General features: G+C 56.9%; 25 protein-coding genes and 1 pseudogene. 8 read left to right on the top strand and 18 right to left on the bottom strand.

Going from position 1 to position 24810, the window contains the following annotated elements:
- Positions 1-23: 23 nt before the first annotated feature.
- A complete protein-coding gene (locus KP702_RS14685; RefSeq protein ID WP_046901287.1) occupies positions 24-1256 on the bottom strand; it encodes an argininosuccinate synthase in 1233 nt (410 codons plus the stop codon).
- Between the two features lie 73 nt (positions 1257-1329).
- Entirely contained in the window at positions 1330-2541 is a 1212-nt protein-coding gene (gene rlmN / locus KP702_RS14680) for a 23S rRNA (adenine(2503)-C(2))-methyltransferase RlmN (RefSeq protein WP_202207641.1), read from the bottom strand.
- Between the two features lie 128 nt (positions 2542-2669).
- Between rlmN and KP702_RS14675 the strand changes: the two genes are divergently transcribed.
- Both KP702_RS14675 and KP702_RS14670 read left to right on the top strand, forming a co-directional pair.
- The gene (locus KP702_RS14675) at positions 2670-3137 is read left to right on the top strand and encodes a nuclear transport factor 2 family protein (protein WP_215769300.1); all 468 of its coding nucleotides are present in this window, start codon (positions 2670-2672) and stop codon (positions 3135-3137) included.
- The gene (locus tag KP702_RS14670; RefSeq protein WP_252348765.1) at positions 3134-3718 is read left to right on the top strand and encodes a TetR/AcrR family transcriptional regulator; all 585 of its coding nucleotides are present in this window, start codon (positions 3134-3136) and stop codon (positions 3716-3718) included. The genes KP702_RS14675 and KP702_RS14670 overlap by 4 nt, the downstream gene beginning before the upstream one ends.
- On the opposite strand, the gene KP702_RS14665 is transcribed toward KP702_RS14670, so the two are convergent.
- The 5 genes from KP702_RS14665 to KP702_RS14645 all read right to left on the bottom strand — a co-directional run bounded on the left by KP702_RS14665 (position 3669) and on the right by KP702_RS14645 (position 7927).
- Positions 3669-4433: a TlyA family RNA methyltransferase gene (locus KP702_RS14665; RefSeq protein ID WP_215769299.1), complete on the bottom strand. Its 765-nt coding sequence runs from the start codon at positions 4431-4433 to the stop codon at positions 3669-3671. The genes KP702_RS14670 and KP702_RS14665 overlap by 50 nt on opposite strands.
- A gap of 3 nt (positions 4434-4436) precedes the next feature.
- The gene (gene dxs, locus KP702_RS14660) at positions 4437-6419 is read right to left on the bottom strand and encodes a 1-deoxy-D-xylulose-5-phosphate synthase (RefSeq protein ID WP_046901292.1); all 1983 of its coding nucleotides are present in this window, start codon (positions 6417-6419) and stop codon (positions 4437-4439) included.
- A gap of 4 nt (positions 6420-6423) precedes the next feature.
- The gene (locus KP702_RS14655; protein ID WP_202207636.1) at positions 6424-7326 is read right to left on the bottom strand and encodes a polyprenyl synthetase family protein; all 903 of its coding nucleotides are present in this window, start codon (positions 7324-7326) and stop codon (positions 6424-6426) included.
- Positions 7323-7574, bottom strand: coding sequence for an exodeoxyribonuclease VII small subunit (locus KP702_RS14650; protein WP_046901294.1), 252 nt, complete (start codon positions 7572-7574; stop codon positions 7323-7325). Before KP702_RS14650 ends, KP702_RS14655 begins: the two co-directional genes overlap by 4 nt.
- Before the next feature lie 98 nt (positions 7575-7672).
- Entirely contained in the window at positions 7673-7927 is a 255-nt protein-coding gene (locus tag KP702_RS14645) for a sulfurtransferase TusA family protein (protein ID WP_215769311.1), read from the bottom strand.
- Positions 7928-8064: 137 nt separating this feature from the next.
- On the opposite strand from KP702_RS14645, the gene KP702_RS14640 reads away from it, so the two are divergent.
- Both KP702_RS14640 and KP702_RS14635 read left to right on the top strand, forming a co-directional pair.
- Positions 8065-8409 (top strand): hypothetical protein, encoded by a 345-nt coding sequence (locus KP702_RS14640; protein ID WP_046902034.1) that lies wholly within the window; start codon positions 8065-8067, stop codon positions 8407-8409.
- Between the two features lie 11 nt (positions 8410-8420).
- Positions 8421-8900 (top strand): hypothetical protein, encoded by a 480-nt coding sequence (locus KP702_RS14635; protein ID WP_215750776.1) that lies wholly within the window; start codon positions 8421-8423, stop codon positions 8898-8900.
- Positions 8901-9031: 131 nt separating this feature from the next.
- Here the strand turns inward: KP702_RS14635 and KP702_RS14630 are convergent, their stop codons facing one another.
- From KP702_RS14630 to KP702_RS14620, 3 genes are all read right to left on the bottom strand, one after another.
- Positions 9032-9799 (bottom strand): hypothetical protein, encoded by a 768-nt coding sequence (locus tag KP702_RS14630; RefSeq protein ID WP_215750777.1) that lies wholly within the window; start codon positions 9797-9799, stop codon positions 9032-9034.
- 59 nt (positions 9800-9858) lie between these two features.
- Complete coding sequence (locus KP702_RS14625) at positions 9859-11190, bottom strand: NCS2 family permease (RefSeq protein WP_202207632.1); 1332 nt, start codon at positions 11188-11190, stop codon at positions 9859-9861.
- A gap of 83 nt (positions 11191-11273) precedes the next feature.
- On the bottom strand, positions 11274-13376 hold the full coding sequence (locus KP702_RS14620; protein ID WP_373687865.1) for an AsmA family protein: 2103 nt from the start codon (positions 13374-13376) through the stop codon (positions 11274-11276).
- 113 nt (positions 13377-13489) lie between these two features.
- Here KP702_RS14620 and KP702_RS14615 point away from each other — a divergent pair, with 113 nt between their 5' ends.
- Entirely contained in the window at positions 13490-14041 is a 552-nt protein-coding gene (locus KP702_RS14615; RefSeq protein ID WP_202207630.1) for a biliverdin-producing heme oxygenase, read from the top strand.
- On the opposite strand, the gene KP702_RS14610 is transcribed toward KP702_RS14615, so the two are convergent.
- The 7 genes from KP702_RS14610 to efp form a co-directional block, all read right to left on the bottom strand.
- Positions 14031-15425 (bottom strand): glycosyltransferase family 2 protein, encoded by a 1395-nt coding sequence (locus KP702_RS14610; RefSeq protein ID WP_202207629.1) that lies wholly within the window; start codon positions 15423-15425, stop codon positions 14031-14033. The genes KP702_RS14615 and KP702_RS14610 overlap by 11 nt on opposite strands.
- Before the next feature lie 9 nt (positions 15426-15434).
- Complete coding sequence (gene lepA, locus KP702_RS14605) at positions 15435-17237, bottom strand: translation elongation factor 4 (RefSeq protein ID WP_086633035.1); 1803 nt, start codon at positions 17235-17237, stop codon at positions 15435-15437.
- 83 nt (positions 17238-17320) lie between these two features.
- Positions 17321-18322 (bottom strand): peptidoglycan -binding protein, encoded by a 1002-nt coding sequence (locus KP702_RS14600; protein WP_215769298.1) that lies wholly within the window; start codon positions 18320-18322, stop codon positions 17321-17323.
- A 2-nt stretch (positions 18323-18324) separates the two neighbouring features.
- Positions 18325-19473 carry a hypothetical protein gene (locus KP702_RS14595; RefSeq protein ID WP_046901302.1) on the bottom strand — a complete coding sequence of 383 codons (1149 nt, stop codon included), beginning with the start codon at positions 19471-19473 and terminating at the stop codon, positions 18325-18327.
- Between the two features lie 17 nt (positions 19474-19490).
- Positions 19491-20228: an OmpA family protein gene (locus KP702_RS14590; RefSeq protein ID WP_215769297.1), complete on the bottom strand. Its 738-nt coding sequence runs from the start codon at positions 20226-20228 to the stop codon at positions 19491-19493.
- A gap of 60 nt (positions 20229-20288) precedes the next feature.
- Positions 20289-21116: an inositol monophosphatase family protein gene (locus tag KP702_RS14585; protein WP_064274968.1), complete on the bottom strand. Its 828-nt coding sequence runs from the start codon at positions 21114-21116 to the stop codon at positions 20289-20291.
- 2 nt (positions 21117-21118) lie between these two features.
- On the bottom strand, positions 21119-21685 hold the full coding sequence (gene efp, locus KP702_RS14580; protein ID WP_046901304.1) for an elongation factor P: 567 nt from the start codon (positions 21683-21685) through the stop codon (positions 21119-21121).
- 216 nt (positions 21686-21901) lie between these two features.
- On the opposite strand from efp, the gene KP702_RS14575 reads away from it, so the two are divergent.
- A complete protein-coding gene (locus KP702_RS14575) occupies positions 21902-22216 on the top strand; it encodes a carboxymuconolactone decarboxylase family protein (RefSeq protein WP_046901305.1) in 315 nt (104 codons plus the stop codon).
- A 159-nt stretch (positions 22217-22375) separates the two neighbouring features.
- On the opposite strand, the gene KP702_RS14570 is transcribed toward KP702_RS14575, so the two are convergent.
- Positions 22376-23425 (bottom strand): lysine-2,3-aminomutase-like protein, encoded by a 1050-nt coding sequence (locus tag KP702_RS14570; protein ID WP_215769296.1) that lies wholly within the window; start codon positions 23423-23425, stop codon positions 22376-22378.
- A 52-nt stretch (positions 23426-23477) separates the two neighbouring features.
- Between KP702_RS14570 and epmA the strand changes: the two genes are divergently transcribed.
- Together epmA and KP702_RS14560 are read left to right on the top strand one after the other, a co-directional pair.
- Positions 23478-24473, top strand: coding sequence for an EF-P lysine aminoacylase EpmA (gene epmA, locus KP702_RS14565; RefSeq protein WP_202207625.1), 996 nt, complete (start codon positions 23478-23480; stop codon positions 24471-24473).
- A 107-nt stretch (positions 24474-24580) separates the two neighbouring features.
- Positions 24581-24810 (top strand): annotated as a pseudogene (locus KP702_RS14560) (hypothetical protein); the annotation flags it as partial.

Here is a 24810-nt window from a genome sequence, read left to right as displayed (position 1 = left end):
GGTCCCCCGCTACTGGTTTGTACTTAGAGTGCGCCGCCGCGGCGGCCAATCTGACCACCCAGACGCAGGCGCAGGGCATTGAGCTTGATAAAGCCCTGTGCGTCCTGCTGGTTATACGCCCCCTCGTCATCTTCAAATGTCACGACGCGGGTATCATACAGGCTGTTCGGGCTTTCGCGTCCGACGCAAACGACATTGCCCTTATAGAGTTTCATGCGGACACGGCCGTTGACGGAATGCTGGCTGGCATCAATCAGAGCCTGAAGCATCCGGCGCTCTGGGGAGAACCAGAAACCGTTATAGATCAGCTCCGCATAGCGCGGCATGATGCTGTCCTTGAGATGGGCAGCTTCGCGGTCCAGCGTGATGCTCTCGATGGAACGATGAGCAGCCAGCAGGATCGTGCCACCTGGCGTTTCGTAGATGCCGCGGGACTTCATACCCACAAAGCGGTTTTCCACGATGTCCAGACGGCCGATGCCGTTGTCGCGGCCCAGCTCGTTCAGGCGCGTCAGCAGTGTTGCCGGGGTCATCGCAACGCCGTTGATGGCAACCGGGTCACCATTCACGAAGTCGATGCTGATTTCCGTAGCCTTGTCCGGCGCGGCTTCCGGGGAGATGGTGCGCTGGAAAACGATTTCGTCAGGCGCGACAGCCGGATCTTCGAGCAGCTTGCCTTCGGAAGAGGAGTGCAGAAGGTTGGCGTCAACGGAGAAGGGGGCTTCGCCGCGTTTGTCTTTCGTAACGGGGATCTGGTTTTCTTCAGCGAATTCCAGCAGCTTCGTGCGGGATGTCAGTTCCCATTCGCGCCATGGGGAAATGACTTTCACGTCCGGCTTCAGCGCATAGTAGCCAAGTTCGAAACGGACCTGATCGTTGCCCTTGCCGGTTGCGCCGTGGGCAACAGCATCTGCACCAACAGCTTCGGCGATTTCGATCTGACGCTTGGCGATCAGCGGACGGGCGATGGACGTACCGAGGAGGTACTGGCCTTCATAAACCGTGTTCGCGCGGAACATCGGGAAGACATAGTCCTTCACGAAGGTCTCGCGCAGATCCTCGACGAAGATTTCCTTCACGCCGAACATCTCGGCCTTCTTGCGGGCCGGCTCCAGCTCTTCGCCCTGACCAAGGTCAGCCGTAAAGGTCACGACCTCGCAGTTATAGGTCTTCTGGAGCCATCGAAGGATGACCGAAGTGTCCAGCCCGCCGGAATAGGCGAGAACGACTTTCTTGACGTCCTGATGGGCGCTCATAACTGCGTGGTCCTTAATGGTGTTCGTTCGGAAGGCGTTTCTAGCATCCCGCGTCCGTGAGGGAAACCGGGCGTCAGACGCTTTTGCGCTGACGCTCGCTTTCGGTTTTGAGCTGTCCGCAGGCTGCAAGAATGTCCTGGCCACGTGGTGTACGGATCGGGGCGGCAAATCCTGCATCCATCACGATCTTTGCGAACTTTGCGAGTTGCTCTTTTGTGGAGGGACGGAACTCTGATCCTGGCCAAGGATTGAAAGGAATAAGGTTCACTTTCGCCGGCAGGTCCTTGATCAGGCGGACCAGCTCCCTCGCATCGGCTTCGCTATCATTCACGCCGCGCAGCATGATGTATTCGAAGGTGATGCGGCGGGAATTGGACGCTGCAGGATAACGCTTGCAGGCCGCCATCAATTCCTCGATCGGGTACTTGCGGTTCAGAGGGACGATCTGATCGCGCAGCTCGTTCGTGACCGCATGCAGGGAAATGGCGAGGCCTACGCCCAGTTCTTCACCGCAGCGATCCATCATGGGCACGACGCCTGACGTAGACAGCGTGATGCGTCGTCGGGAGAGGGCAATGCCTTCTCCATCCATCACGATGCGCATGGCTTTGGCGACGTTATCGTAATTGTAGAGCGGTTCGCCCATTCCCATCAGAACGATGGTTGAGAGAAAGCGTGGCATGTCCGCGCTTGGGCTAGGCCACTCCTTGTAGCTGTCTCGTGCCGCCATGAACTGGCCGACAATTTCTGCTGGGCCAAGGTTGCGGACGAGCTTTTGCGTCCCTGTGTGGCAGAACGTGCAGGAGAGCGTACATCCGACCTGTGAAGAGATGCAGACAGCGCCACGGTCTTCCTTACGGTCAGGAATATAAACTGTTTCAGCTTCCTGACCGTCGCGGAAGCGGAAAAGAAATTTCCGCGTTGCATCCACCGACGTCTGTTCGGTCGTTGTCGTCGGGCGGCCGACGATGAAGTGGTCTGCAAGTTTCGCCTGAAGGGGTTTGGCGATTGTGCTCATCTTCGAAAAATCGGTGGCTCCCTGATGGTAGATCCAGTGCCAGATCTGTTTTGCGCGGAAAGGCTTTTCGCCAATTTCCGTCATCAGGGTTGCCAGCTCTTCGCGTGACATTCCGACCAGATCACGCCGTCCGTCTTCCAATCGTGCCTCAGGTGGGGCGAACAGGGCGGACTTTGCGCGAATGCGTTCGCGCTCCGCCTCATTCAGATCATCTGAAGCGATGGAATTGATACGGGGGAGGGTGTCGGGATGTTTCAAAGCGATCATGGCGGCGGAGCCATAGCACGGGGAGGGCGCAGATTTCCAAGGGAAAGTGAGGTGGGGCAAGAAAGATTGGACTCTTTGTACCGTTCAGTACAAAATATGGTTTCTTCTATGGTTCTGAAAGGAACGACATGCAGACGCGTCCACCTGTTCCCCCATTCACGCGGGACACCGCTATTCAGAAAGTTCGAGCGGCTGAAGATGCCTGGAACCGTCAAGATCCGGAGACGGTTGCGTTGGCCTATACAGCCGACAGTCGTTGGCGAAACCGGGATCAGTTTGTTTGCGGGCGGTCTGAAATTAAGGAATTCCTGACGAGAAAATGGGAGAAGGAGCGTGAGTATCGGCTGATTAAGGAGCTTTGGGCATTTCACGAGAACCGGATCGCCGTCCGCTTTGTTTATGAGTGGCGAGATGGGCAGGGCCAGTGGTGGCGATCGCACGGGAATGAAAACTGGGGTTTTGACGAGGCAGGCCTCATGGCAGAGCGGCATGCCAGCATCAATGATGTGCCAATCAAGGACGCTCAACGCCTGTTCCACTGGGCAGGCAAGGTTCGGCCTGAGGGACATCCTGGATTGAGTGATTTGGGGCTATGATGGGATCAGGCGGCCGTAGCCGTACTGCTATCTTACAAAATATCGCTGAGGTATTTCGCCAGTATGGGTACGAAGGGGCGTCTCTCAGTCGCTTCACAGCTGCGACCGGGCTGGGAAAAGGCAGCCTCTACAATTTCTTTCCGGAAGGGAAGAAGCAGATGGCTGCTGAAGTCCTGGAGCATATCCAGCAGTGGTTCGATGCTGAAATTTTTAGTCCTCTGGAAACGGAAGAAGACCCCAAGGTCGGCCTAACAGCGATGTTCGAAGGTACTGAGCAGTACTTTAGGTCAGGTCAGAGAATTTGTCTGATGGGGTTGCTGGCCCTGAGCGTAGACACATCGTTTGCTATGCAGATTAGAAACTATTTTCTGCGCTGGCAGAAAAGTCTGTCTCAGGCGCTCCAGAGGCAGGGGCGCTCGAAAAGCAACGCTGTTGATCTGGCTGAGGAAATCGTCAGTGGCATTCAGGGAGCATTGGTTTTGGCCCATGCTCGAGGCGAGGCGGATGTTTTCAAACGTCGTCTTGAGGCGTTCAAGCTGCGTCTGGATCTTCCAGCGGACCATTACGACGAGCGGCAATGAGAAACTCCCGATTGCCTTCGGGGCCAGTAATGGGGCTGGCTTCAACTCCCAGAACTTCCCACCCTGGAGTGGCCGAGAGCCAGTCACGGATTTCGGCACAGACGCGTTCGTGAACGGCGGGGTCCCGTACCACGCCCTTTGCGCCGACTTCGTTTCGGCCGGCTTCAAATTGCGGCTTGATCAGAGCGATTGCCCAGGCATCCGGGGTTGTTAGCTTAAGCGCGGCGGCCAGCACGGTCTTAAGGCTGATAAAGCTGGCGTCGCAAACGACGATGCCTGCGCGTTCAGGAATCTGTTCTGCTGTAAGAGCGCGTGCGTTCGTCTTTTCCATGACGACGACGCGTTCATCCGAGCGGATTTTCCAAGCCAGCTGACCGTGCCCGACATCAACGGCATAAACTTTCGTCGCGCCGTGCGTGAGAAGGACATCCGTAAATCCGCCCGTTGAGGCACCGACATCAATGGCAATACGGCCTTTGGGGTCCAGCCCGAAATGCTCGATGCCGTGAATGAGTTTTAGGCCGCCGCGAGACACCCAGGGATGATCCTGCCCTTTGAGGGACAGGGGGGCATCCTCTGGAAGCTGGTCTCCAGCCTTGGCGATGCGCCGATCCCCCGTATAGGCAAGACCTGCCATAATGAGGGACTGGGCACGAGTTCGGCTGTCAACCAGCCCCCGATCAACGAGGAGCTGGTCTGCGCGGCGTTTGGCCATGACTCAGGCAGACTGCTGGACGACTTCGACGCCCAGTGCAGCTGCTGCCGTGCGAACGATATGCGGAGCTGTCAGGCCAGCTTCGTCATACTGAACGTCAGGGGCATTATGATCGATGTATCTGTCCGGGAGAGCCAGCGGACGGAATTTCACCGTATCCAGCAGACCGGTTTCTGCAAGGTGCTGCACAACCAGGCTGCTGAAGCCGCCAATCGCACCTTCTTCAAGGGTGATGAGAACTTCATGCTGGCTGACCAGATCATCAACGAGCTTCGTATCGATCGGTTTGGCAAAGCGGGCATCTGCTACCGTGACCGGAACGCCCTGAGCGGCCAGCTGGTCTGCTGCGCGCAGAGATTCGTGCAGACGTGTACCGAGCGACAGAATGGCAACACCTGCGCGGGCGCCAGGTGCCTGACGCGCTTCGCGAACGATGCGGCCCTTGCCGATTTCCTGCACTTCGCCCTTTTCCGGAAGGTCGAGGCCGATGCCGCTGCCACGAGGGTAACGGAAAGCAATCGGGCCAGCGTCGTATTCGCAAGCCGTTGCCGTAGCGTGCAGCAGCTCGATTTCGTCCGACGGTGCCATCACGACCATGTTTGGTAGGCAGCACAGATAGTTCAGGTCGAAAGACCCGGCATGCGTCGCGCCATCAGCGCCGACCAGACCTGCACGGTCGATGGCGAAGCGGACTGGCAGGTTCTGCAGGGCAACGTCATGCACGACCTGATCATAGGCGCGCTGAAGGAACGTGGAGTAAATGGCGCAGAATGGACGCAGACCCTCGGACGCAATACCTGCAGCAAAAGTGACGGCGTGCTGTTCGGCAATACCCACGTCAAAGAAGCGGTCCGGATAGGCCTTGGCGAAAGCTGTAAGACCGGTGCCGGAAGGCATGGCTGCCGTAATGGTAACGAGTTTGTCGTCTGTTTTCGCGCGACGCAGGAGTTCGCGGCTGAAAATCGACGTGTAGCTTGGCGGTCCGGCCGGAGCCTTCTTCTGCTCGCCTGTCACGACATTGAATTTGCTGACAGCGTGATATTTGTCGCCAGCAGCCTCGGCAGGCTTATAGCCGCGGCCTTTTTCCGTGATGATGTGGAGCAGGATCGGGCCTTGATCGTCCGCATCGCGCAGGTTGCGCAGGATGGGGACGAGCTGGTTCATGTCATGGCCGTCAACCGGGCCGACATAGTAGAAACCGAGCTCCTCAAACAGCGTACCGCCTGTGATCATGCCACGGGCATATTCTTCAGCGCGCTTGGCCGTCCGCTCGATCTTGCCGGGCAGGCGCTTGGCAACCTTGCCAGCCAAGTCACGCAGACCGAAGAACTGGCGCGAAGACATCAGGCGAGACAGGTAGTTCGACATCGAACCGACAGGCGGTGCGATCGACATTTCGTTGTCGTTCAGCACCACGATCAGGCGGTTCGCGCCTGGGCCTGCAACAGCGGCGTTGTTCATGGCTTCGTAGGCCATGCCAGCGGAGATCGAGCCGTCACCAATGACCGCAATCACGTTGCGCTCATGGTAGCTCGGATCTTCTTCCGCGCGCAGGTGATGGGCCACAGCCATGCCAAGACCGGCAGAAATGGACGTGGACGAATGAGCGGCACCAAACGGGTCGTATTCGCTTTCTGCGCGGCGGGTGAAGCCCGAGAGGCCTTCCGGCTGACGCAGGGTGCGAATGCGATCGCGACGGCCTGTCAGGATCTTGTGCGGGTAAGCCTGATGGCCAACATCCCAGATGATACGGTCATCTGGAGTGTTGAATACGGCGTGTAGCGCAACGGTCAGTTCGACGACGCCAAGAGAGGCGCCAAGGTGGCCGCCGGTTGTGGAAACGGCGTCAACCGTTTCGGAGCGCAGTTCGTCGGCAAGCTGCTTGAGCTGATCGACGGAAAGATTCCGCATATCTGACGGCAGGGTCACGCGGTCCAGAACCGGATAGCGACCGTATGTGGGAATCGTGGAAGACGGGTTGCTCATGAAATCAGTTCCTGCGCTCGACGACGTAGTCTGCAAGGGCCCTGAGGGCTGCGGCCTGTGCGCCGAAAGATGAAAGGGCCTCCCGGGCCTGATCGCTCAGGCGGCGGGCCTCGGCGCGAGCTCCGTCAATGCCAAGCAGGGAGACATAGGTTGATTTGCCGCTGGCTTCATCCTTGCCAGCAGTTTTGCCGAGTTCCTCGGCGCTTGCGGTCGTGTCCAGAACGTCGTCCGCAACCTGAAAGGCTGTTCCAAGATTCTGGCCGTACGAGACAATGGCGTCCCGTCGATCATCGGTCACACCCGCCAGAATTGCTCCTGATTCGGCTGCATAGCGGATCAGGGCACCTGTTTTCAGGGCGTGAAGACGGCGGACTTCATCCAGAGGGAGGGCACGGCCTTCACCCCGGATATCGATGACCTGGCCACCAACCATTCCCGCTGCGCCTGAGGCACGAGCCAGGGCAAGTGCGAGGTTGGAGCGGATGGTGGCGTCGGAAGACGTTTCATCCTCAAGAAGGATCTCGAAAGCACGCGTCTGAAGAGCGTCGCCGGCAAGGATGGCAATGGCTTCGTCAAACTGACGGTGCGTGGAAGGACGTCCACGGCGGAGATCATCGTCATCCATGGACGGGAGATCATCATGCACAAGAGAATATGCGTGAAGCAGTTCGACTGACGCCGCAACGCGCAGCGCAGCCCTGCGGTCTGCACCAAATAGAGACGCAACTTCTACGGCCAGAAAGCCACGAAGACGCTTTCCGCCACCGAGGGCAGCGTAGCGCATGGCTTCAAGAAGAATGGATTCGTCACCCGGCACCATCGGGAGCAGGGCGTCGATTGTCGCTTCGATGTCCGTGCAGGCGTGGGCGAGAGCCTCCTTGAGGGAGGTGGACGTGGTGGCACTCATCGGCCGGTCTCTCCGGTATCGGCAAGAGGCTCCGTGCCTGTGCTGCCGTCATCGTTCTGGACAATGGCGCGCACACGCATCTCGGCCTCTCCCAGCTTTGCATCGCAGTGCTTGCGTAGGGCTGCACCGCGTTCATAGGCAGAAATGGCGTCTTCAAGCTTCATCTGTCCGCCTTCAAGGCCACGGACGATCCGCTCCAGCTCGGAGAGGGCATCTTCGAAAGACATGGCATCAATGGGTTCGGGCATGGAAAGCCTCAAGACACGCTTTGGGAAACAAGGTAGCGAGGGATTACAGCCAGATGACAGGTTTTGCCAGCCCTGTGCTTGGGAACGGGGGAGTTTCCTCAGGAGGGTTGCGTTTCTGCACGCCTGCGGATGACAAATGAAAGAACGCCAGCGCTCTCTGTGAAGGCCACCATCGCATGGCCTGTTTCGCGGCAATAAGACTGGAAATCCGCCACTGAAGCGCGATCCGTCGCCAGAATACGAAGGCGTGTTCCGGGCGCCATGTCACGCAGGGCGCGGTTCGCCTTGAGAACGGGCATGGGGCAGGCAAGACCGCGCAGGTCCAGCAGGGTCTCCATCGGAGGTATCGTCATGACGTCTGTTATGCCCTGCGCCGTGCCGTGGGCCAAGTAACGGATTTTCCATTGCCGAAATAGCGTGGTTTTTCTATAACTGTGGCTTAATGCCATAAAGCGTCCTTCGGGGCGCTTTTTTTGTTTTTGAGGAACACATGGAAAAACAGATCTCTGAAAGGTCGCCGTCTTCCGAGGGAAATGAGCATCGAGCTTATACGATCCGTATCCTGGAAGACCGTGTTCTTCGACTGGAAACAGTCGCTGGGGGGTTGTCAGATCGGTACGAACAACTGCGTACGGAGATGCGGCAGGAAATCAGTTCTCTGCGGGATCAGATGAAATCCCTGGAGACCAAAGTCGATAATGGTAACAGGATTGTGAATGGAAAGCTGGACCGTCTGATCGGTGGTCGGGCTGTTCTGACGGCGATAGTGACGCTGGCAACATCCATCCTCGGAACTGGGATGGTGCATTTCGCTCTGTCTCTCAGCACGCATTGAGGGGACGAGTCATGGAAGGTCTTGATGTCGGACAACTCAAGCATCTGGTGGTGGAGCCAGCCCTTGCAGCGCTCGGACTTGGCGGGACAGCGGCCGTTAATCTCCTGACGGGAACAGCGCTGGCTGAGAGCAGAGGAGCCTACGTAAAGCAGATTGGGGGAGGGCCAGCGCTGGGGCTGTGGCAAATGGAACCTGCAACCCACGACGATTGCTGGGCTAACTTTTTACGTTTCCCGGTTGGGCAGCCATATGCTGGCATTCTGGAAAACATGCTGGCTCATGATCTGCCACGCAGTGCGCAGATGGTGAGTAATTTACGATATGCCTGTGCGATGGCGCGAATCCGGTTTTACCGTGTTCGGGAAGCACTGCCTGCTGCACAGGATCCGTTTGCCTTAAGCCGGTATCACAAGGTGCATTACAACACCCCGCTCGGCGCGGCAGACCCTGTGGCCAATGTCGATTATTTCAGGAGAGCTGTTCAGGCTTGAAGCGAGAGCGATGCCGGGGACCTGTATGCATCACGCTCCCGACATCGCAGGTTTACCTTAGATCGGTACATTATGACCGAATAGTGGCGTAGCTGAATATGCCAATTATTTAATCTGATTTTTATGGGTATTTAACGAAGCGCGAAAAGCCTGTTTTGGGGATTGCCCTGGAACGTCGCAGGACCAGTATGGGACAGGCGCAGTCCCCGATGAAGCCAGACGCTTCCGCCGATTTTGAGCCATCGACGACAAAACGCGAAGTCTTCGGAGAGATATGTCCTCGTCTCCGGGTCAATCATGCAGTCAAACAAGGCAAAAGGCTTCTGTGGGACCGAATGATCGGTGAGATGGCCACTTTGTTGAGCATCGATGCGCTCGTATTCGGTCTCAGGATAGGCGCTCATCATCTGGCTGATTGTGGCGCGTGTCAGCAGCATGAAGCCAGTTCCGATGTAAGAAACGGAAGCAATTTCGTCTGGCGGTGAAGTGTCATACAGCGCAGAGCAGTCGCCAACATAGCGTAGGCTGGCGCTCTCCGGGGGTTCGCCTTTGCTCATGAACCTCTGGGTATTATGGTCCCAATAGTGAGATTTGAGCGGGTAGGCTCCGCCGATAACCGGCTTGTCTGCGTTTAGAAGTGCTTGGATATCTGCAAACGAAAAACCAATATCACTGTCTGCAAATAACAGGTGTGTAGCGTCTGTTTGGGTTATGAATTGGTGAAGAAGCGTATTGCGTGCCCGTGTAATCAAGGCGTCGCTTCCTAGTGTCGAAAGCGTCAGGCGAATATTGTGAGAAGGTGCTTCACTCATGCAGCTGATAATGGACTGCATGTATGCCTGGGTAACGGTTCCACCAAAGCAGGGTGTCGCAATGAAGACGTGTGGGGCTGCGTTCATGGGGAGATAGTGTTCTATCTCCCCTTAAGAAAGGCTTAAAACTGAGCGATTAAAGTTTGTTAGCCGCCCATGTGACTTTGCAGAACCATATAGAAAAGAAACGCAGCATCGAGGCCGAGCACAATTGGTGTAAGGCGTTTGAAGTCCCGCAATGCGAGGGCCAATCCCGTATAAAGCAGCAAGCCACAGGACAAGCTGAGCATGAAGTTTCCGGTGATCCCGGCGATGAGCAACATCGTGAGGGGCGGAATAGCATCGGACGGGTTGGAGGCCACGCGGTGGAGGCTACCAAGCATATTGAGGCCGACCAAAACCAGAACGGGCGCCGTCGCGATGGCCGGGATAGCTGTAATCAGGGGCCAGAAAATGGAGGAAGCTGCAAATAGCAGGGCGACGATCAGGGCGCTCAGGCCAGTTCGGCCTCCAGCTTCGACACCTGCAAGGCTTTCGACATAGGCCGAAACCGTACACGTCCCGAGGCTGGCCCCAATGATGCTGGCTGCGCCGTCAGATGCAAAAGCACGATGATCCAGTGCCGGTTTCTCGGGCGTTCCATCCAGACCTGCACGATGGGCAACACTCATCATCGTTGCTGTCGCATCAAAGAAGTCACTGATGAGGAAGTAGAGCGTGATGGGAACGAGAAGGCCGAGGTGGGAGAAAAAACCTGCAAAATCAAAAGGAAGAAACAGATTGGTGGGATAATGCGGCCAGTCCACCATATGCGTGGGCAGGGTCGTGATTGCGCCCTTATCGGTATGAATGAACAGGCCTGCCACAGTCAGTGTCAGAATCGCCAGAAGAAGCCCGGCGGGTACTCTCAGAACCACGAGAACGGCACAGAGAAGCACGCCAGCTAGGCTGAGAATAACGGACGGATCACTCAGAGAACCGAACGTCAGCCCTTGAGCGGTCGGGACAGCAATGCCACTGGTGGTGAGGCCGATGCGTGCGATGAAGGCACCCAGCGCGACTTGAATGCCTAGCACAATTGAAGGCGGAAACCCGCGGATAATACGCTGGCGTATCTGACTGAGGGAAAGCGCTGTGAAGCATAGGCCGCTGAAAAGCACGACCGTAAAGGCGGTCCGTGGGTTCACATGGGCCTGCTGAACGACAACCTGCGCGAACAAAACGTTGCTGCTCATGGCTGGGGCTAAGGCGATGGGCAGTTTCGCCCAAAGAGCCATCAGCAATGTGCCAGCGACCGCACCTGCGATCGTGGTCATAACCATGTCGTGGCGATCGAGGCCCGCCGTAGAGAGAATGGCTGGATTGACAGCAACGATATAGGCCATGGCCCCGAAAACCGTCAGGCCAGCGATGATCTCACGCGGAACGGTGGAGCCGCGGGCGGAAATATGAAACCAGCGGTCGAGTGTGGACAGCAACGATCAGGCACTCCGGCGGGAATGAAAATTTTGCTCAGCTATAGTGAAAAAAGTTCATTCCGCCATGGGGCCTTAGTGATTTTTCATTTCGGGTTCGTTTTTTGAGCCCATGCTTTCTTGACCTGAGCGGGTGTCAGGCGCTTCGCAGGCTTGCCAGAAGATGTCGATTTTGAAGGATGTGGCACGCTGCTCGTCCCGCCGCCTGTCGTACTTCCTGGAGCAATGCCCGCTGCCGGGTTGGTATTGGCTTCTCGCACGGCACGCTCACAGGCTGAGCCTTCTCCCACCCCGAGCTGAATGGTGGGAATCAGCGCAGCAGGCGGAAAGAGAACACCGAGGCCTACAGAGGCTGCAACACGTCCTACCAGTTCTGCGCCAGGTAGAATGTTGGGGCCACTCAAGGGACCAAAAATGTGAACGGCACCTGGAAGGGAGAGAATCTGAGGATGAATTGAGCGGGTGGTGACAGCATAATCAAGGGTGTCGTTGCGGAAATTGACGGTTCCTGTTCCGGTTGTGCGAGTAGTTTCAGTCTGGAGAAGGAGAGACTTGGTTTTCAGAATGCCATTGTCGAGGGGCATATCAGCGACGAGGCATTCGAGCTTTGACCTGTCGGGAATGCCGAGGGCAGACAAAACTGCGGATCCGAGCTTCAGTCCGAGCAGATCCGGGAGAAGGGCGGTGACGTCTCCGCCTCGATCCAGCACTAGTGTGGTTCCGCCATCGCCGTTCGCGACCAGCGACGCGACGGAGTTGCCTGTTGATGTCAGTGTGACGTGGCCGCCGATCGTTCCTTCACCTTTGAAGGTGTCTGTTGCTTTCATGATCTGCGAGAGGGGAAGGCGAGAGACATCAAGGCGGAACTTGGTCCGGAACTGCTCATTCTTCGTTGGTTCCAGGGTCGCAGCGGCGCTGATTTTTCCAGATCCCGTCGCAAAAGTCAGATGTTTCAGATCAATGGCGCCATCTTTGACCTCGAACTCCGTATCGATGTTGTCCAGGGGCAGGTCTTTGTTGCGGATATGGTCGCCGTGATAGGTCACGTGGGCATTCACAGCGTTCAGCTTGGGAACATTGATTTTCTGATCGGGCAGCACGCTTTTGCTTGGAGGAGCAGTCTTCTTTGCTTCGCCTGTTTTCGCACCAATGAAACCGCCAAGATCGGCCAGATCGACCGAGTGTGAATGAAGGGCGGCCTCAACGAACGGTGGTTTTAGGTGGGGATTGACGTTGATGTCCCCACCAATGTCAGACGACCCCATCTTTCCTTCGAATTTCTGGAAACGAATGGCATTTTCGGAATATCCGAGGTTACCCGTGATGCTGTAGGCCGGAGTGTGCGGCACAGGAACACCCGTCAGTCCATAAAGCAAAGACATGTCTGGGCCCGCGAAGTGAAGGGTGAGCTTTGCTCCCTTGAAGTGCAGCGGGTCGTCGACCGTTCCTTTGAGGGTTACGTAAGTTGGGCCGTTAGCGATACGACCATCAATGGGGTACGGCTCAGCAGGCTTGGTGAGCGAGAGAAGAGCCCCACCAACAATGTGTCCGTTGATTGGCGCCTGAGCGTAGCGTCCTTTAAGATCAACGACGACATTGCCTTTTTGATTGGCCTGAGCTGGCGTCGTGTGAACAAGTACATGCATGTCTGTTTTTAACTGAGCGAGCGCCAGATGAATGTCGGCATTCTGGATGTCGATTTCGCCGAGGTCAGGTAACGTGGTTGTGCCTGAGGAGGAAGATGGTTGGGTGTCTTTGGATGTATCGCCGAAAGTATAATTATTTCGGCCGTCCATTAGGGAAATGATGTCACCTTTCGGTGTGTCCATGCGGATTACCGGGATGAAGAGACCGCGGCCGGTGAGATAACGCCAGACATCAACTTTGACCGTCAGGGATTTGGCAGACGCAAAGTCAGCCTTTTCTTTTTCGAAGCCTTCGGGTTGAGCAATTTTCAAATCATCGACGGTGACACTGGTGCGCAGCCCAGGTGAAACGTGAAGATGAGCGATGCTGACTGGGCGATGAAGTGCTGCCGAGGCCTTGCGATTAATGAGGGGGACGAGCCAGTCCCACTGCCAGATGAGCACCAGAACAATGATGGCAATGGCTAGGGCACCGACAAGACCTCCTGTTATTCTCAACACAGGATGCTTGCGACGAACCTTTTGGGACGAGGCATCACTCATCATTGAAACTCCACATCACGAAACATCTGGCCGAAGAAGAAATATGACTGCATTGGTATGAATACGATTTGCAGCCGACCCAGTTGCGCCTGAAGACATGAAGAGCGTGGAAAATGAGTGAGACCTTGAACGATATCAGAGCAGAGCATGATCCTCTGACAGCCTTGCGACAGGTCAGTCGCGCTGTGCACGAACAGGTCGATCAGGCGTACTCGCGCTTCAGTCTGTCAGACCCGGAATCTTATGGTGCGTTTCTGCAGGCGCATGCGAAGGTGTTGCCTGTTGTGGAGCAGTGGCTTGCCACTCAGCATGGGTTGCCGAGCTGGCAGGGCCGCACTGACCTTTTACGGCGGGATTTGAAGGCTCTTGGCCACGCTCTGCCCATGGCACTTGATTGGCAGCCTCCTGAAGCCTCAGGAGGCGCTCTGGGCGCTCTTTATGTGCTGGAAGGATCCCGGCTTGGTGGCAAGATGCTGTCAGCTCAGGTGGGGGACGGGCTGCCAAGGGAATATTTGTCGGCAGCTCATGAGAAAGGTGGCTGGCCCGCATTCCTTCAGATTCTACGGGAGCGGCTTTCCAATGGAGATGCCGCTTATCGCGCGGCAGTTATGGACGGCGTGACGTCAACGTTTGATCTGTTTCGAAAAGCGGCCGTTACGGGCTGACAGGCCGGACGCTCAACGGAACAAGCCCTGGGAATGCGAGGGCCAGCCGCGCTGCCTCTGCGGGAGAGAGCATGGCAATTGCACACCCCAGTGCAGTTGCATCGGGGGCAGAGAGTCTTTCAATGCCTCGAAGCAGCGCATCCAGCGTGTGACCGCCTTGGCTGAGCACCATCAATGCGGTGAGGCGGGCGTAAAGCTCGGAGGTAGCCTCCTGGGAAACCGGGATGGGGTCGGGCATCTCAATATGGACGCTTTGTCCTGTAATCGCAGAAGTAATGCGCTGGTCTGCCTGATTGAAGCGCAAGGGAAGGGCTGCAAGAAGTGACGGCGACCCTGCGATACTCAGACATGGGGCTGGGCATGGGCGTTCAGGGAATAAGAAAGCCGGACATGGAGATGCTGCACTGACCTCGACTGCGAGTATCATGCGGACATGCCGGGTCGGGTCGAGATCAGTTACCTGAAGAGCAATAAGTTTTTCTGAGTGAAGATCCAGTACGAACGGCTGCGTCTCACCGAAAGCATAAAACTGAAAATCAGAAAATGTGCTCTCGTCTCCCGCCACGAGATCAGATGCCATAAGGCCCAGCTTTTCCAGCGTCGCCTCATCATGCTGAACCACAGTCTGCCGAAGGCGCCAGTACAGGTCCGTTAAGCCTGACTGAACAAGCGCGGCGGCAATTCGACGCGTTTCAGAAAGCCAGCGTTGCGGGCCTGTCTCCACAGCATCATTACGATTGAAGTGTTTCCAAGCTTCTTCTGCTACTTCACTCGGATTGCGCTGAAAAAAACTCTGACGATCGCCTGCGGCGTAATGGAGAACTCGAGCCTGAGACCAGTCCGCGTGAGAACTGACGCGTTCGAAAGGATCAGGTAAGGCACCTTCGAACCGTGTCATTGGAAAGAGGGCTCGCGTTACTCTGTGATCAGCGGTTCCCAGTAGAGCATGATGCGTGAAGGCCTCGCTTGGCGCAAAAGGCGAAGGAACTTCATGCCCATTCGAGCCAAACAGACACCAGTTTACCGGAATGCTCTGCCCTTCTGAAGCAGAGAGGAAGTCATGCAGGGACGAGGCGTGTTCCAGATGGAGATATTCGTCTGCGGCCAGAATCATCATCCAGTCGAATTCATGACGACCGTTTTCGAAAATAGCTTTCTGGAAGGCTGTCTGGCGCTCCAGGCGATCGGAAATGGTTTTGTCCGATCGCTGAAGGCGAATATCGTAAAACGAAGCGGCATTGGAAAGAATTGTCCAGGTGCCATCAGTAGAGTGGTCGTCGCAGACGATCAGGGTAGAGAACCCAATCGTGGCATGGTGACTGAGCCACCAGCCGATGTTGTCGGCCTCGTTATGGACGAACAGGACAGCGGCTGTTTTGGGCATAATGCTGGGTCAGTCCATTTTGAGGGCTGCGAGGAAGGCGCTCTGCGGAATTTCGACCTTACCAAACTGTCTCATCCGCTTCTTGCCCTCTTTCTGCTTGTCCAGAAGTTTGCGCTTACGGGAGATGTCACCACCATAGCATTTCGCCGTCACATCCTTGGAGAGCGCGCCAATGGTTTCACGGGCGATGACCTTGGAGCCAATGGCGGCCTGAATGGCGATCTTGAAGAGCTGCTTGGGGATGAGATCCTTGAGCTTGCCACAGATTGCCCGACCGCGTGTTTCTGCCACGGTGCGGTGAGCAACAAAGGACAGCGCATCCACTGGCTCATGATTGACCAGAATGGAAATGCGGACCAGGTCGCTCTCTTCGTACCCATCAACCTGATAGTCGAAGGACGCATATCCGCGGGTCAGGGATTTGAGGCGATCATAGAAGTCAAACACAACTTCATTAAGCGGCAGCCGATAGACGGCCATCGCACGGTTGCCGACATACGTGAGATCGACCTGAATACCGCGACGTTCTGAACAGAGTGTCAGCACGGAACCCAGATATTCATCCTGAACCATGATCGTAGCCTTGATCCAAGGCTCTTCAATAGTTTCGATTTGGGCAGGATCCGGCATGTCTGCAGGATTATGCAGTTCTTCCTTCGTGCCGTTCGTCAGTGTCATGCGATAGACGACAGATGGCGCGGTGGCGATCAGATCCAGATTGAATTCGCGGGAGAGGCGTTCCTGGATGATCTCCAGATGAAGCAGTCCGAGGAAGCCACAGCGGAAACCGAAGCCCAGAGCGGCAGAGCTTTCTGCCTCGAAGTGGAAAGATGCATCATTCAGACGCAGCTTGCCAAGACTGTCACGCAGCTTCTCGAAATCGTCGGCATCGATTGGGAAGAGGCCGCACCACACCACAGGGATAGAAGGTTTGAAGCCTGCAAGCGCCTTTTCAGCTGGTTTGCGATCAAGGGTAATTGTGTCACCGACCGCGACGTCCGCAACGGTTTTGATGGCTGCATTAATGAAGCCCATCTCACCTGGGCCAAGCTCATCCACGTTGGTCATCTTGGGAAGGAACACACCAACCTGATCAACGTGATAGGTCGATCCGGCCTGCATCATACGAATGCGGTCACCGCGCTTGACGGTGCCATTCATGACGCGGATCAGAATGATGACGCCGAGGTAGGCATCGTACCAGCTATCCACCAGAAGAGCCTGAAGCGGTGCTGAACGGTCACCCTTCGGCGCAGGCAGACGCGTTACAAGTGCCTCGAGGACGCCTTCGATGTTAATGCCGGTTTTGGCGCTGATTTCCACAGCGTCATCTGCCGGGATGCCAATGACCTCTTCGATCTGCGTGCGAACACGCTCCGGCTCTGCTGCCGGAAGGTCGATCTTGTTCAGAACTGGCACGATTTCGTGGTTTGCGTCGATCGCCTGATAGACGTTTGCCAGCGTCTGGGCTTCCACGCCTTGGGACGCATCCACAACCAGCAGTGACCCCTCACAGGCGGCAAGCGAGCGACTGACTTCATATGCAAAGTCAACGTGGCCCGGCGTGTCCATGAGGTTCAGCGTGTAGATGTTCCCATCTTTGGCCGGGTACGTCAGGCGAACCGTCTGTGCCTTGATGGTAATGCCGCGCTCCTGCTCCAGCTCCATCGAATCGAGGACCTGAGCTTTCATCTCACGAGCCGTGAGAGCGCCACAGGCCTGGATCAGGCGGTCTGCAAGCGTCGATTTACCGTGGTCGATATGCGCAATGATCGAGAAATTGCGAATGAGGGAGAGCGGGGTTTCGGTCATGGCAGGTTACATACGGGATTATCGCAGGAATGTCAGCAGACCTGCGGAAAAGCCTGCCTTCGTGAAAAGGCAGGCAAGGGGAATCAGCGATCCGTCAGGCGGAACTCGATCCTGCGGTTGCGGGCGTATGCCGCTGGGGTACTGGCCGCGTCAAGCGGCTGGAAGTCTGCAAACCCTGTTGCTGCCAAATGATGCGGGTCCACACCCTCGGCAATCAGAAGTTTCACAACAGTGATGGCCCGTTCAGAGGACAGCTCCCAGTTGCTCGGAAAAGCGCTGTGAATGGGCTGTCTGTCTGCATGGCCGTCAATGCGCAGAATCCATGGGATGTCTGCGGGAATGGTTGAAGAGACCTGTTTGAACGTCTTTGCCAGAGTGGTGATTTCTTTTTTGCCTTCAGTGGTCAGGTCAGCGCTGCCCTGAGGGAAAAGAATTTCTGATTGAAAGACAAACCGGTCTCCTACGACATTCACGCCCTTCTGGTTCTTCAGGATATCACGCAGGCGACCAAAGAATTCCGAGCGATACCGTTTGAGTTGGTTCACTTTGTCGGCCAAGGCGACGTTCAGCTTGTTTCCAAGATCCTGAATCTGCGTATCCTTGGCTTGCTCGTTCTTTTTCTCGATATCGAGGGCATTACTGATGGCCTGAAGCTGGCGTGTCAGCTCTTCGATCTGAGCCTGTAGGTCTGAGATTTTGCTGTTCTGCTGCTGGCTTGTGCTGTCAGCAGAGGCAAGGGCCTGATCTTTGGACTGAAGCTGGCCATTCAGAAGAGCCATCTGTCCGGCCAAAGCCTTGAGCTGGTCTTCGTTCTTCTGCTTGTCATTGGCCAGGCTGGCGACCGTCGCATTCAGGGACTGGTTCTTGTCTTCCGTCATGGAGAGCATGTGTGACAGCTCAGCCAGCTGCTTCTGCAAAGCGTCGAGTGTGTGCTCGCGTCGCATCAGGGCGACGGACAAAAACTGTTGCCCCACCACAAAAACCAGAAGAACGAACGTGACGACCATCAGCAGTGTGGACAGAGCGTCCACATAGCCGGGCCAAGCATCCAGGGCGTGGTTGGGTCCGCGTCTGCGCCGGGCCATGGTCAGTCCTGCCTGCTGGAAGTGCCGTTTGTGGTGCCGGAGGCCGCAGCGATGGTCCGCGCGAGAACGCGCAGGTCATTGCGAATTTCACCGACGGTTTGGGCGCGACCTTGATGCAGTTCTTCAACGAGACGGGAAAGATGGCTCTCAATCCGAAGAAGCGGCGTGCCTTGCGAGCCCGGTTGACCCTCTTCACCCATCTGGCGAAGGAGCGGAACGAGGGCTGCATTCGTCTCAGCCGTCCGGGTCATGATCTGCTGATTGGCTTTCAGGAGTTCAGTCATGCCGCGCAGACGCTCCTGCAGGCTATCCAGCAACTGAACCTCACGGACGCGGGCTTCTTCACTACGGGAAACGGCGTTCTGAAGCGTTTCAAGATTTTCCGCTGTCTGCTCGAGAAGGGCCTGCACATAGGCTGGGATCGGAGCCCCGTCGCTCTCAATGCTTGTGCCGCCGCTGACGCGTGTAACGCCCGCAAGCCATTCTTCCAGCTCATTGAAGAAGCGGCTTTGTGCCTGACCGGCTGTCAGATCCAGGAAGCCAAGAACCAGCGCTCCTGCCAGGCCGAACATGGAACCCGAGAATGCGGTCGACATGCCCGCCAGTGGACCGGCAAGGCCTGTCTTGAGCTGGTTGAACATGGCGTCCAGATCGCCGTTACCCGCTGACATTCCACCGATCACGGAGGCGATGGAGCTCACCGTCAGAAGCAGACCGTAGAAGGTGCCGAGAAGCCCCAGGAAAATCAGCAACTGCGTCATATAACGCGAAATTTCGCGGCTCTCATCCAATCGGGACGAGAGACTGTCCAGCATGGCCTGGGTTGTCTGGGTCGAGAGGGTCAGACGGTCCGTGCGACTGCGTGCGGCCAGCATGCTCGCCATTGGGGCGAGCAGTTTGGGCGGATTTGGAGCTGCAAGCCCAGCGCGGGGCTGACGGAGCATTTCCACCCAGCGAACTTCCGGCATGAGCCGCTGGACGACGCGCAGGTTCCAGATAATTCCCAAAATCAGAACGCCCAGAATGACGGCATCCAGCTTCGGGTTGGCATTGAAAGCGTTCAGGAGCGTCTTGGCCATAGACGCTGCGAGAAGCGCAACGGCGGCGAGAAAGACGCCCATACGCAGAAGGAAGGTGGTGGGACGGGTCACGGCGGGTCTTTCCTGGCTTATGGCGTGCCGTTTGCCGGGGTTGCGGAATCGGAGGGCGGCGGATTTTGCTCAGTGACGATATCGAGACGGTCAGCCGGATTGGTATCGCCCTTGTCCGGACGTCCCATGGCGCGGGGATACAGGCGCGTGGTTGCAACGCCAGCATTGATGAAAATGGAGCGTACAGCCAGTGCCCGTGCAAGGGAAATGCGCCTTGGCATTGAAATGTCATCACCTGGCACAGTGGCATAGGCTGTCAGGATGATACGTTTTTCAGGCTGATCCTTGAGTGAGGCGCCATAGGCCGTAAGGGCCTTGAGGCTCTCATGGGTGAGATCTGAACTCGACGGCGCGAAAATCACGCGCAGTCCACCCTCTGGCAGAGCTGTCGTGCTGCTCTTCGCATCAGCAACGGCCTTGATATCAACCGGTGGAGCGGGCGCATGCGTCTGAATGGGGACGAAAGGCGGCGGCAGCACAACAGGTGGCGGCGGCGCAGCGGGAACGGCAGGAACCGTCGTTTTGCCTGTACCTGTAGGTGCCGAGGCGCTGTGCGAAGCCGTGCTCCGCGACGGAGAAGGCGTCGCTGCGGCTCGATGCGTGGTCTGGGAAGGGACTGCAGGTTTTGCAACGGCAGTCGGTTTGCCACTGGGAAGATCATCCAGATTGCTGGTGACCTGGGCATGCGCCCCAGAAGGCTGAAGGCAGGCCAGAACGGCCGCCACTGAGAGGGAGGTTAGGATCGGCCTGTACATAGGGGGCCGATCCTAACCGAGCGTTCCATCCTCCCGCAATGGGGCAGGAGAGACTTCTGCTTACTCCCGGTTCAAAGCCTCATGCACGATACCGCGCAGAGTGCCATGAAGCTGGGCATTTCCGGCGACAACATTGACGTCGTCGTCGAGGTCATGAAGTTCCTGTCCGTCTGGATCAGTGGCGTGGCCACCAGCTTCCCGAACGATCAGCAGGCCTGCTGCGCAGTCCCATGGCTTGATGCCGAATTCCCAGTAACCTTCGTAACGGCCAGCTGCGACCCATGCGAGATCAAGGGCAGCGGCGCCGAAGCGACGGATGCCTGCAACCTGCGGCATGAGAGCACCCAGAACGCGCGCGAAGGGCAGACGCTTGCTGCTGGGGACCTTTGCGAACGGGATACCTGTGGCGAACACGGCTTCCTGCATGTTCCGTCGTGCGGAAACGCGCAGGCGGCGCTCGTTCAGGAATGCGCCGATGCCTTTTTCAGCCCAGAACATTTCGTTGGCAGCAGGATTGTAGACCAGCCCGGAGACCAGTTCGACCGTACCATCTGGCAGGCGACGCTGAAGGCCAATGGAAATGGCCCAGTGCGGAATGCCGTGCAGGAAGTTCGTCGTGCCGTCCAGTGGGTCGACAATCCAGCGCCACGTCCAGTTATCCCCGCCCGAGGGGCCTGATTCTTCCATGAGGAAGGCATAGCCTGGACGTGCGCGGGCGAGTTCTTCGCGGATAATGGTTTCTGCACGCAGGTCGGCCTGGGACACGAAGTCTCCCGGACCCTTGATGCTGACCTGAAGCTGCTCGACCTCTGCAAAATCGCGGAGCAGGCGGCGTGCTGCCTTCTGCGCTGCGTTCTGCATGACGGCCATGTGCGGGGAAAGACGCATGATCAGTCCTTGGCGCGCTCGACGTAGGACGCATCATCCGTACGGACAACGATGCGCTCGCCAGCTTCAATGAAAGGAGGAACCATGGTCTTCACGCCATTGGCGAGCATGGCTGGCTTGTAGGACGATGAGGCTGTCTGGCCTTTCACGACCGGGTCCGCTTCGGTGATTTCGAGCGTGACATGCGGCGGCAGGGTCACGCCAACGGCGTCGCCTTCCACAAGCTTGACGCTCAGTTCCATGTTGTCCTGCAGGAACGGAAGCTGGTCACCCAGGATATCGGTTGGCAGGATGACCTGTTCGAACGTTTCCGGGTCCATCAGAACAATGTTCTCACCGTCCATGTAGGAATAGGTGAAGTCCTTGTCTTCCGTGATCAGGCGCTCAACGGTGTCTGCGGTGCGCCAGCGCTCGTTCGTCTTGTTGCCCGTCTTCAGGTCACGCATTTCAACCTGAATAAACGCGCCACCCTTACCCGGGGTGATGATCTGCTGCTTGAGAACCGTCCAGCGACGGCCATCGTGCTCGATGACCTGACCGGCGCGGATAAGGTTGGCTTGTTGCTTCATGTGTTGTCCTGACCCTGCAATAGTGGGTTTCTTATCACGTCTTGTGGGCTTCTAGCGCCGTGAAGGGGATTTCGGCAAGGCGCAAGGCGGCCTGAGTGGGCTGAATAACTCAGGAAAGTGTGAAGGATGTCGCTCTTGGAGGAAAAGTGAGAGGGGTTCATGCTCGCAATGGCCCTGTCGTGCAGGCGGGGACGGATAACTCAGGGGCTTGCTCTCATGTACGACATGAAAAATCTTTCCCGTATTTCCCATCTCGAAGCGAACGCCAGCAAGGGGATGGACGCGTTCTGGCAGTTTGATCGCGCTGCATTTGAAGACGGAACTGTCAGTGCCCTGACCAAGCAGCTCGCTGCGGTTGCTGTCGCGCTGACCACGCAGTGCCCATATTGTATTGAACTTCATGCCAAGGCTGCGCGTGAGGCAGGGGCAACAGACGCTCAGCTGTCAGAGATAGCCTTGGTGGCAGCGGCTATCCGTGCGGGTGGCGCCGTCACGCATGCGACGCATCTGTTTCCGAAGACGGAAGGGTAAAGCTGGTGCTCGGGGCTGCGTCCCAGTTCGTTGGGTAAGCAGCTCCAAAGTTCGTCATTGGGCAATGCTCTATCGTGTTGAGCAAGCTTGTCCACAGTTTAGGTGGTTAGAGTTGAAGGCTGAATCAGGCCAGGATTTCGACGTCCTGAGCGATAGGTCCTAACCTTCAAAATCCACAATTTCTCCTTGAGGTGTACGGACTTTGCCCTTCTCTCCAGGCAAGAGGTAATCCGGCCCCAGTGGGACTTTCCCTTTGCCATGGGGAATGTCGAGAACATATGTCGGCCACGCCAGACCCGTGACGCGTCCACGAAGGCGGCCCAGCAAAGCACGCCCTTCTTCAACGGGAACCTGAAAATGACTGGTTCCCGGCGCGGCGTCGAGGTGATGCAGGTAATAGGGCTTGATGCGTGCCGTTACGAGTGCGCGTAAAAGCGCCTCCAGAGAGGCTTCCGTATCGTTCACCCCCCTTAAAAGAACAGACTGGGACAGAACCGGAATGGCGCGCGAAAGAATGGCGCGAACTGCCTTGCGGGCGTCTTCTGTCATTTCCCGTGCGTGATTGATATGCGCAACGACCCACATGGCGCGATCTGTTTCCATGGCATCCAGCAGGTCCGGTGTAATGCGGGCCGGGTCTGCTACGGGAACACGGGAATGAATACGGATGGTCTCAATATGCGGAATTGCCGAGAGGGCCTGAACGATATGTTTCAGTCGGCGCGGCGCCAGCATCAAAGGGTCACCACCCGTCAGGATGATTTCGCGGATGGCGGGATGACCCCGAACCCAGTCCAGCGCATTTTCAAGCTCTTTATCTGTCAGAAGGCCACCATCGGGACCAACATGCTCCCGACGGAAGCAGAAACGGCAGTAAAGCGGGCAGATCAACAGGGGCTTCAGAAGCGCACGATCTTCGTAACGATGTACGATCCCTTTGACGGGGGACAGTGCATCATCCCCAATCGGATCAACGGTTTCATAGGGCTGCGTGGTCAGTTCCCGGATGTCAGGGATGACCTGCTTTCCGATAGGGTCGTCTGAGGTTTCAATCAGTGCTTGGAATGCAGGTGGGATGGCTGTCGCAAAGTGGCCGCTGACAGCATCAAGGGTCGCTCTGTCGGCTTCCGGAGCTAGACCTGCCTGAATGAGATCAGATGGTGTGCGCAGCACATGCCGCTTGTTCGTGGTCTTGACCATATCGTGCATGTGGTGGCTCTAACGCTGGCTGGCTGTGTGTTGCAACAGGAACTCTTCCCTTATGACCCATTCCTCATCCGATCATGACCGGATTGCTGAACGCCTGCCGTTGCTCAGGCGCCGGGCTGCGATGGTGCAGGCTACGCGAAAATTTTTCGATGATCGTGGTTATCTGGATGTGGAAACGCCTTACGCGGTTCCAGTCCCCGGGGAAGAAGTGCATCTTCGCTGCTTCCGGACAGAGCTGGAACAGCCTGATGGAGGCCGTGAAGCACGGTTCCTGCATACCAGCCCCGAATTTGCGATGAAACGAATTGTAGCGGCCACGGGGCTACCGATCTTCCAGCTCGCCCGGGTGTGGCGCAATGGAGAAAGTAGCTCCACGCATGTTCCGGAATTCACGATGCTGGAATGGTATGCGCCTGAAGCTGATCTTGCCAGCCTGATGGATGAGACGGAGGCTTACGTCAGGGCTCTGTTGCCGGAGCAGGTCTATCGGGATGGAAGACTAATCCCCCTGTCTGTGCCGTTTGAACGTCTGACAATGCAGGATGCTTTTGCACGATATGTAGGTGCAGACCTTCTAGTGACAGCTGGGAATGCAGAAGCTCTCGCGACACAGGCGGGCGCAGTGCTCAGAAATGGTGAGACCTGGGAAGATCTCTTTTTTCGCCTACTTCTGGAGCGTGTTGAGCCGGTGATTGGTCGTGAAAGGCCCACTTTCCTGACACACTGGCCCGCAGAGCAGGCGGCTCTTGCCCGCAAAGATCCGTCGGACGCGAGGGTAGCCTTGCGGTTTGAACTGTATATTGGTGGGATCGAGCTGGCGAACGCGTTCGAAGAATTGACGGACCCTGTGGAGCAGCGCGAACGTTTCGCTACGGATCGGCAACGAAGACTCGATATTTCGCCCGATCAGGACTGGCCGCTTGATGAAGCTTTTTTGACGGCATTGCCAGATATGCCATCATGTTCTGGTATTGCGCTGGGGTTTGATCGCCTCGTCATGCTCGCGACGGGTGCGCCTGCAATCCGTGACATTTTGTGGTTGGCATAGCCGTTTTGAAACTTGCAGGACTTTTAATCCGTTTCTATCTCCAAACGGGCTAGAACGTCTCACGAAGAAACATATCTGTGCTGGTCACACAGCCGGGGACAAAGAAAATGAAAAAGGCAAAGCTGCTTTCCGTCGTCGCTCTTCTGGCTCTTTCCGCCTGTGAGGTTCCTACCCTGCAGCAGCGCAAGGTTCTCGATTCGATGGTCGGGAAGTCTGAAGTGGACGTCATTCGCCGGTTTGGCGTCCCGACGAAGGACTACCAGGCAGAAGGTCACTCGTTCCTCGCCTATATCGACAACCAGACCCAGTATTCCGGTGGCGGCGGCTGGGGTTGGGG

Origin of the sequence: Gluconobacter sp. P5B12 (assembly GCF_018812035.1) — a bacterium.
GTDB lineage: Bacteria > Pseudomonadota > Alphaproteobacteria > Acetobacterales > Acetobacteraceae > Gluconobacter.
This window is presented reverse-complemented; position numbering and strand designations above follow the sequence as displayed.

What these genes read in the sequence shown, in the direction of transcription:
- KP702_RS14685 (WP_046901287.1), bottom strand. Translation starts at nt 1,256, where the DNA reads ATGAGCGCCCATCAGGACGTCAAGAAAGTCGTTCTCGCCTATTCCGGC.
- rlmN (WP_202207641.1), bottom strand. Translation starts at nt 2,541, where the DNA reads ATGATCGCTTTGAAACATCCCGACACCCTCCCCCGTATCAATTCCATC.
- KP702_RS14675 (WP_215769300.1), top strand. Translation starts at nt 2,670, where the DNA reads ATGCAGACGCGTCCACCTGTTCCCCCATTCACGCGGGACACCGCTATT.
- KP702_RS14670 (WP_252348765.1), top strand. Translation starts at nt 3,134, where the DNA reads ATGATGGGATCAGGCGGCCGTAGCCGTACTGCTATCTTACAAAATATC.
- KP702_RS14665 (WP_215769299.1), bottom strand. Translation starts at nt 4,433, where the DNA reads ATGGCCAAACGCCGCGCAGACCAGCTCCTCGTTGATCGGGGGCTGGTT.
- dxs (WP_046901292.1), bottom strand. Translation starts at nt 6,419, where the DNA reads ATGAGCAACCCGTCTTCCACGATTCCCACATACGGTCGCTATCCGGTT.
- KP702_RS14655 (WP_202207636.1), bottom strand. Translation starts at nt 7,326, where the DNA reads ATGAGTGCCACCACGTCCACCTCCCTCAAGGAGGCTCTCGCCCACGCC.
- KP702_RS14650 (WP_046901294.1), bottom strand. Translation starts at nt 7,574, where the DNA reads ATGCCCGAACCCATTGATGCCATGTCTTTCGAAGATGCCCTCTCCGAG.
- KP702_RS14645 (WP_215769311.1), bottom strand. Translation starts at nt 7,927, where the DNA reads ATGACGATACCTCCGATGGAGACCCTGCTGGACCTGCGCGGTCTTGCC.
- KP702_RS14640 (WP_046902034.1), top strand. Translation starts at nt 8,065, where the DNA reads ATGGAAAAACAGATCTCTGAAAGGTCGCCGTCTTCCGAGGGAAATGAG.
- KP702_RS14635 (WP_215750776.1), top strand. Translation starts at nt 8,421, where the DNA reads ATGGAAGGTCTTGATGTCGGACAACTCAAGCATCTGGTGGTGGAGCCA.
- KP702_RS14630 (WP_215750777.1), bottom strand. Translation starts at nt 9,799, where the DNA reads ATGAACGCAGCCCCACACGTCTTCATTGCGACACCCTGCTTTGGTGGA.
- KP702_RS14620 (WP_373687865.1), bottom strand. Translation starts at nt 13,376, where the DNA reads ATGAGTGATGCCTCGTCCCAAAAGGTTCGTCGCAAGCATCCTGTGTTG.
- KP702_RS14615 (WP_202207630.1), top strand. Translation starts at nt 13,490, where the DNA reads ATGAGTGAGACCTTGAACGATATCAGAGCAGAGCATGATCCTCTGACA.
- KP702_RS14610 (WP_202207629.1), bottom strand. Translation starts at nt 15,425, where the DNA reads ATGCCCAAAACAGCCGCTGTCCTGTTCGTCCATAACGAGGCCGACAAC.
- lepA (WP_086633035.1), bottom strand. Translation starts at nt 17,237, where the DNA reads ATGACCGAAACCCCGCTCTCCCTCATTCGCAATTTCTCGATCATTGCG.
- KP702_RS14600 (WP_215769298.1), bottom strand. Translation starts at nt 18,322, where the DNA reads ATGGCCCGGCGCAGACGCGGACCCAACCACGCCCTGGATGCTTGGCCC.
- KP702_RS14590 (WP_215769297.1), bottom strand. Translation starts at nt 20,228, where the DNA reads ATGTACAGGCCGATCCTAACCTCCCTCTCAGTGGCGGCCGTTCTGGCC.
- KP702_RS14585 (WP_064274968.1), bottom strand. Translation starts at nt 21,116, where the DNA reads ATGCGTCTTTCCCCGCACATGGCCGTCATGCAGAACGCAGCGCAGAAG.
- efp (WP_046901304.1), bottom strand. Translation starts at nt 21,685, where the DNA reads ATGAAGCAACAAGCCAACCTTATCCGCGCCGGTCAGGTCATCGAGCAC.
- KP702_RS14575 (WP_046901305.1), top strand. Translation starts at nt 21,902, where the DNA reads ATGTACGACATGAAAAATCTTTCCCGTATTTCCCATCTCGAAGCGAAC.
- KP702_RS14570 (WP_215769296.1), bottom strand. Translation starts at nt 23,425, where the DNA reads ATGCACGATATGGTCAAGACCACGAACAAGCGGCATGTGCTGCGCACA.
- epmA (WP_202207625.1), top strand. Translation starts at nt 23,478, where the DNA reads ATGACCCATTCCTCATCCGATCATGACCGGATTGCTGAACGCCTGCCG.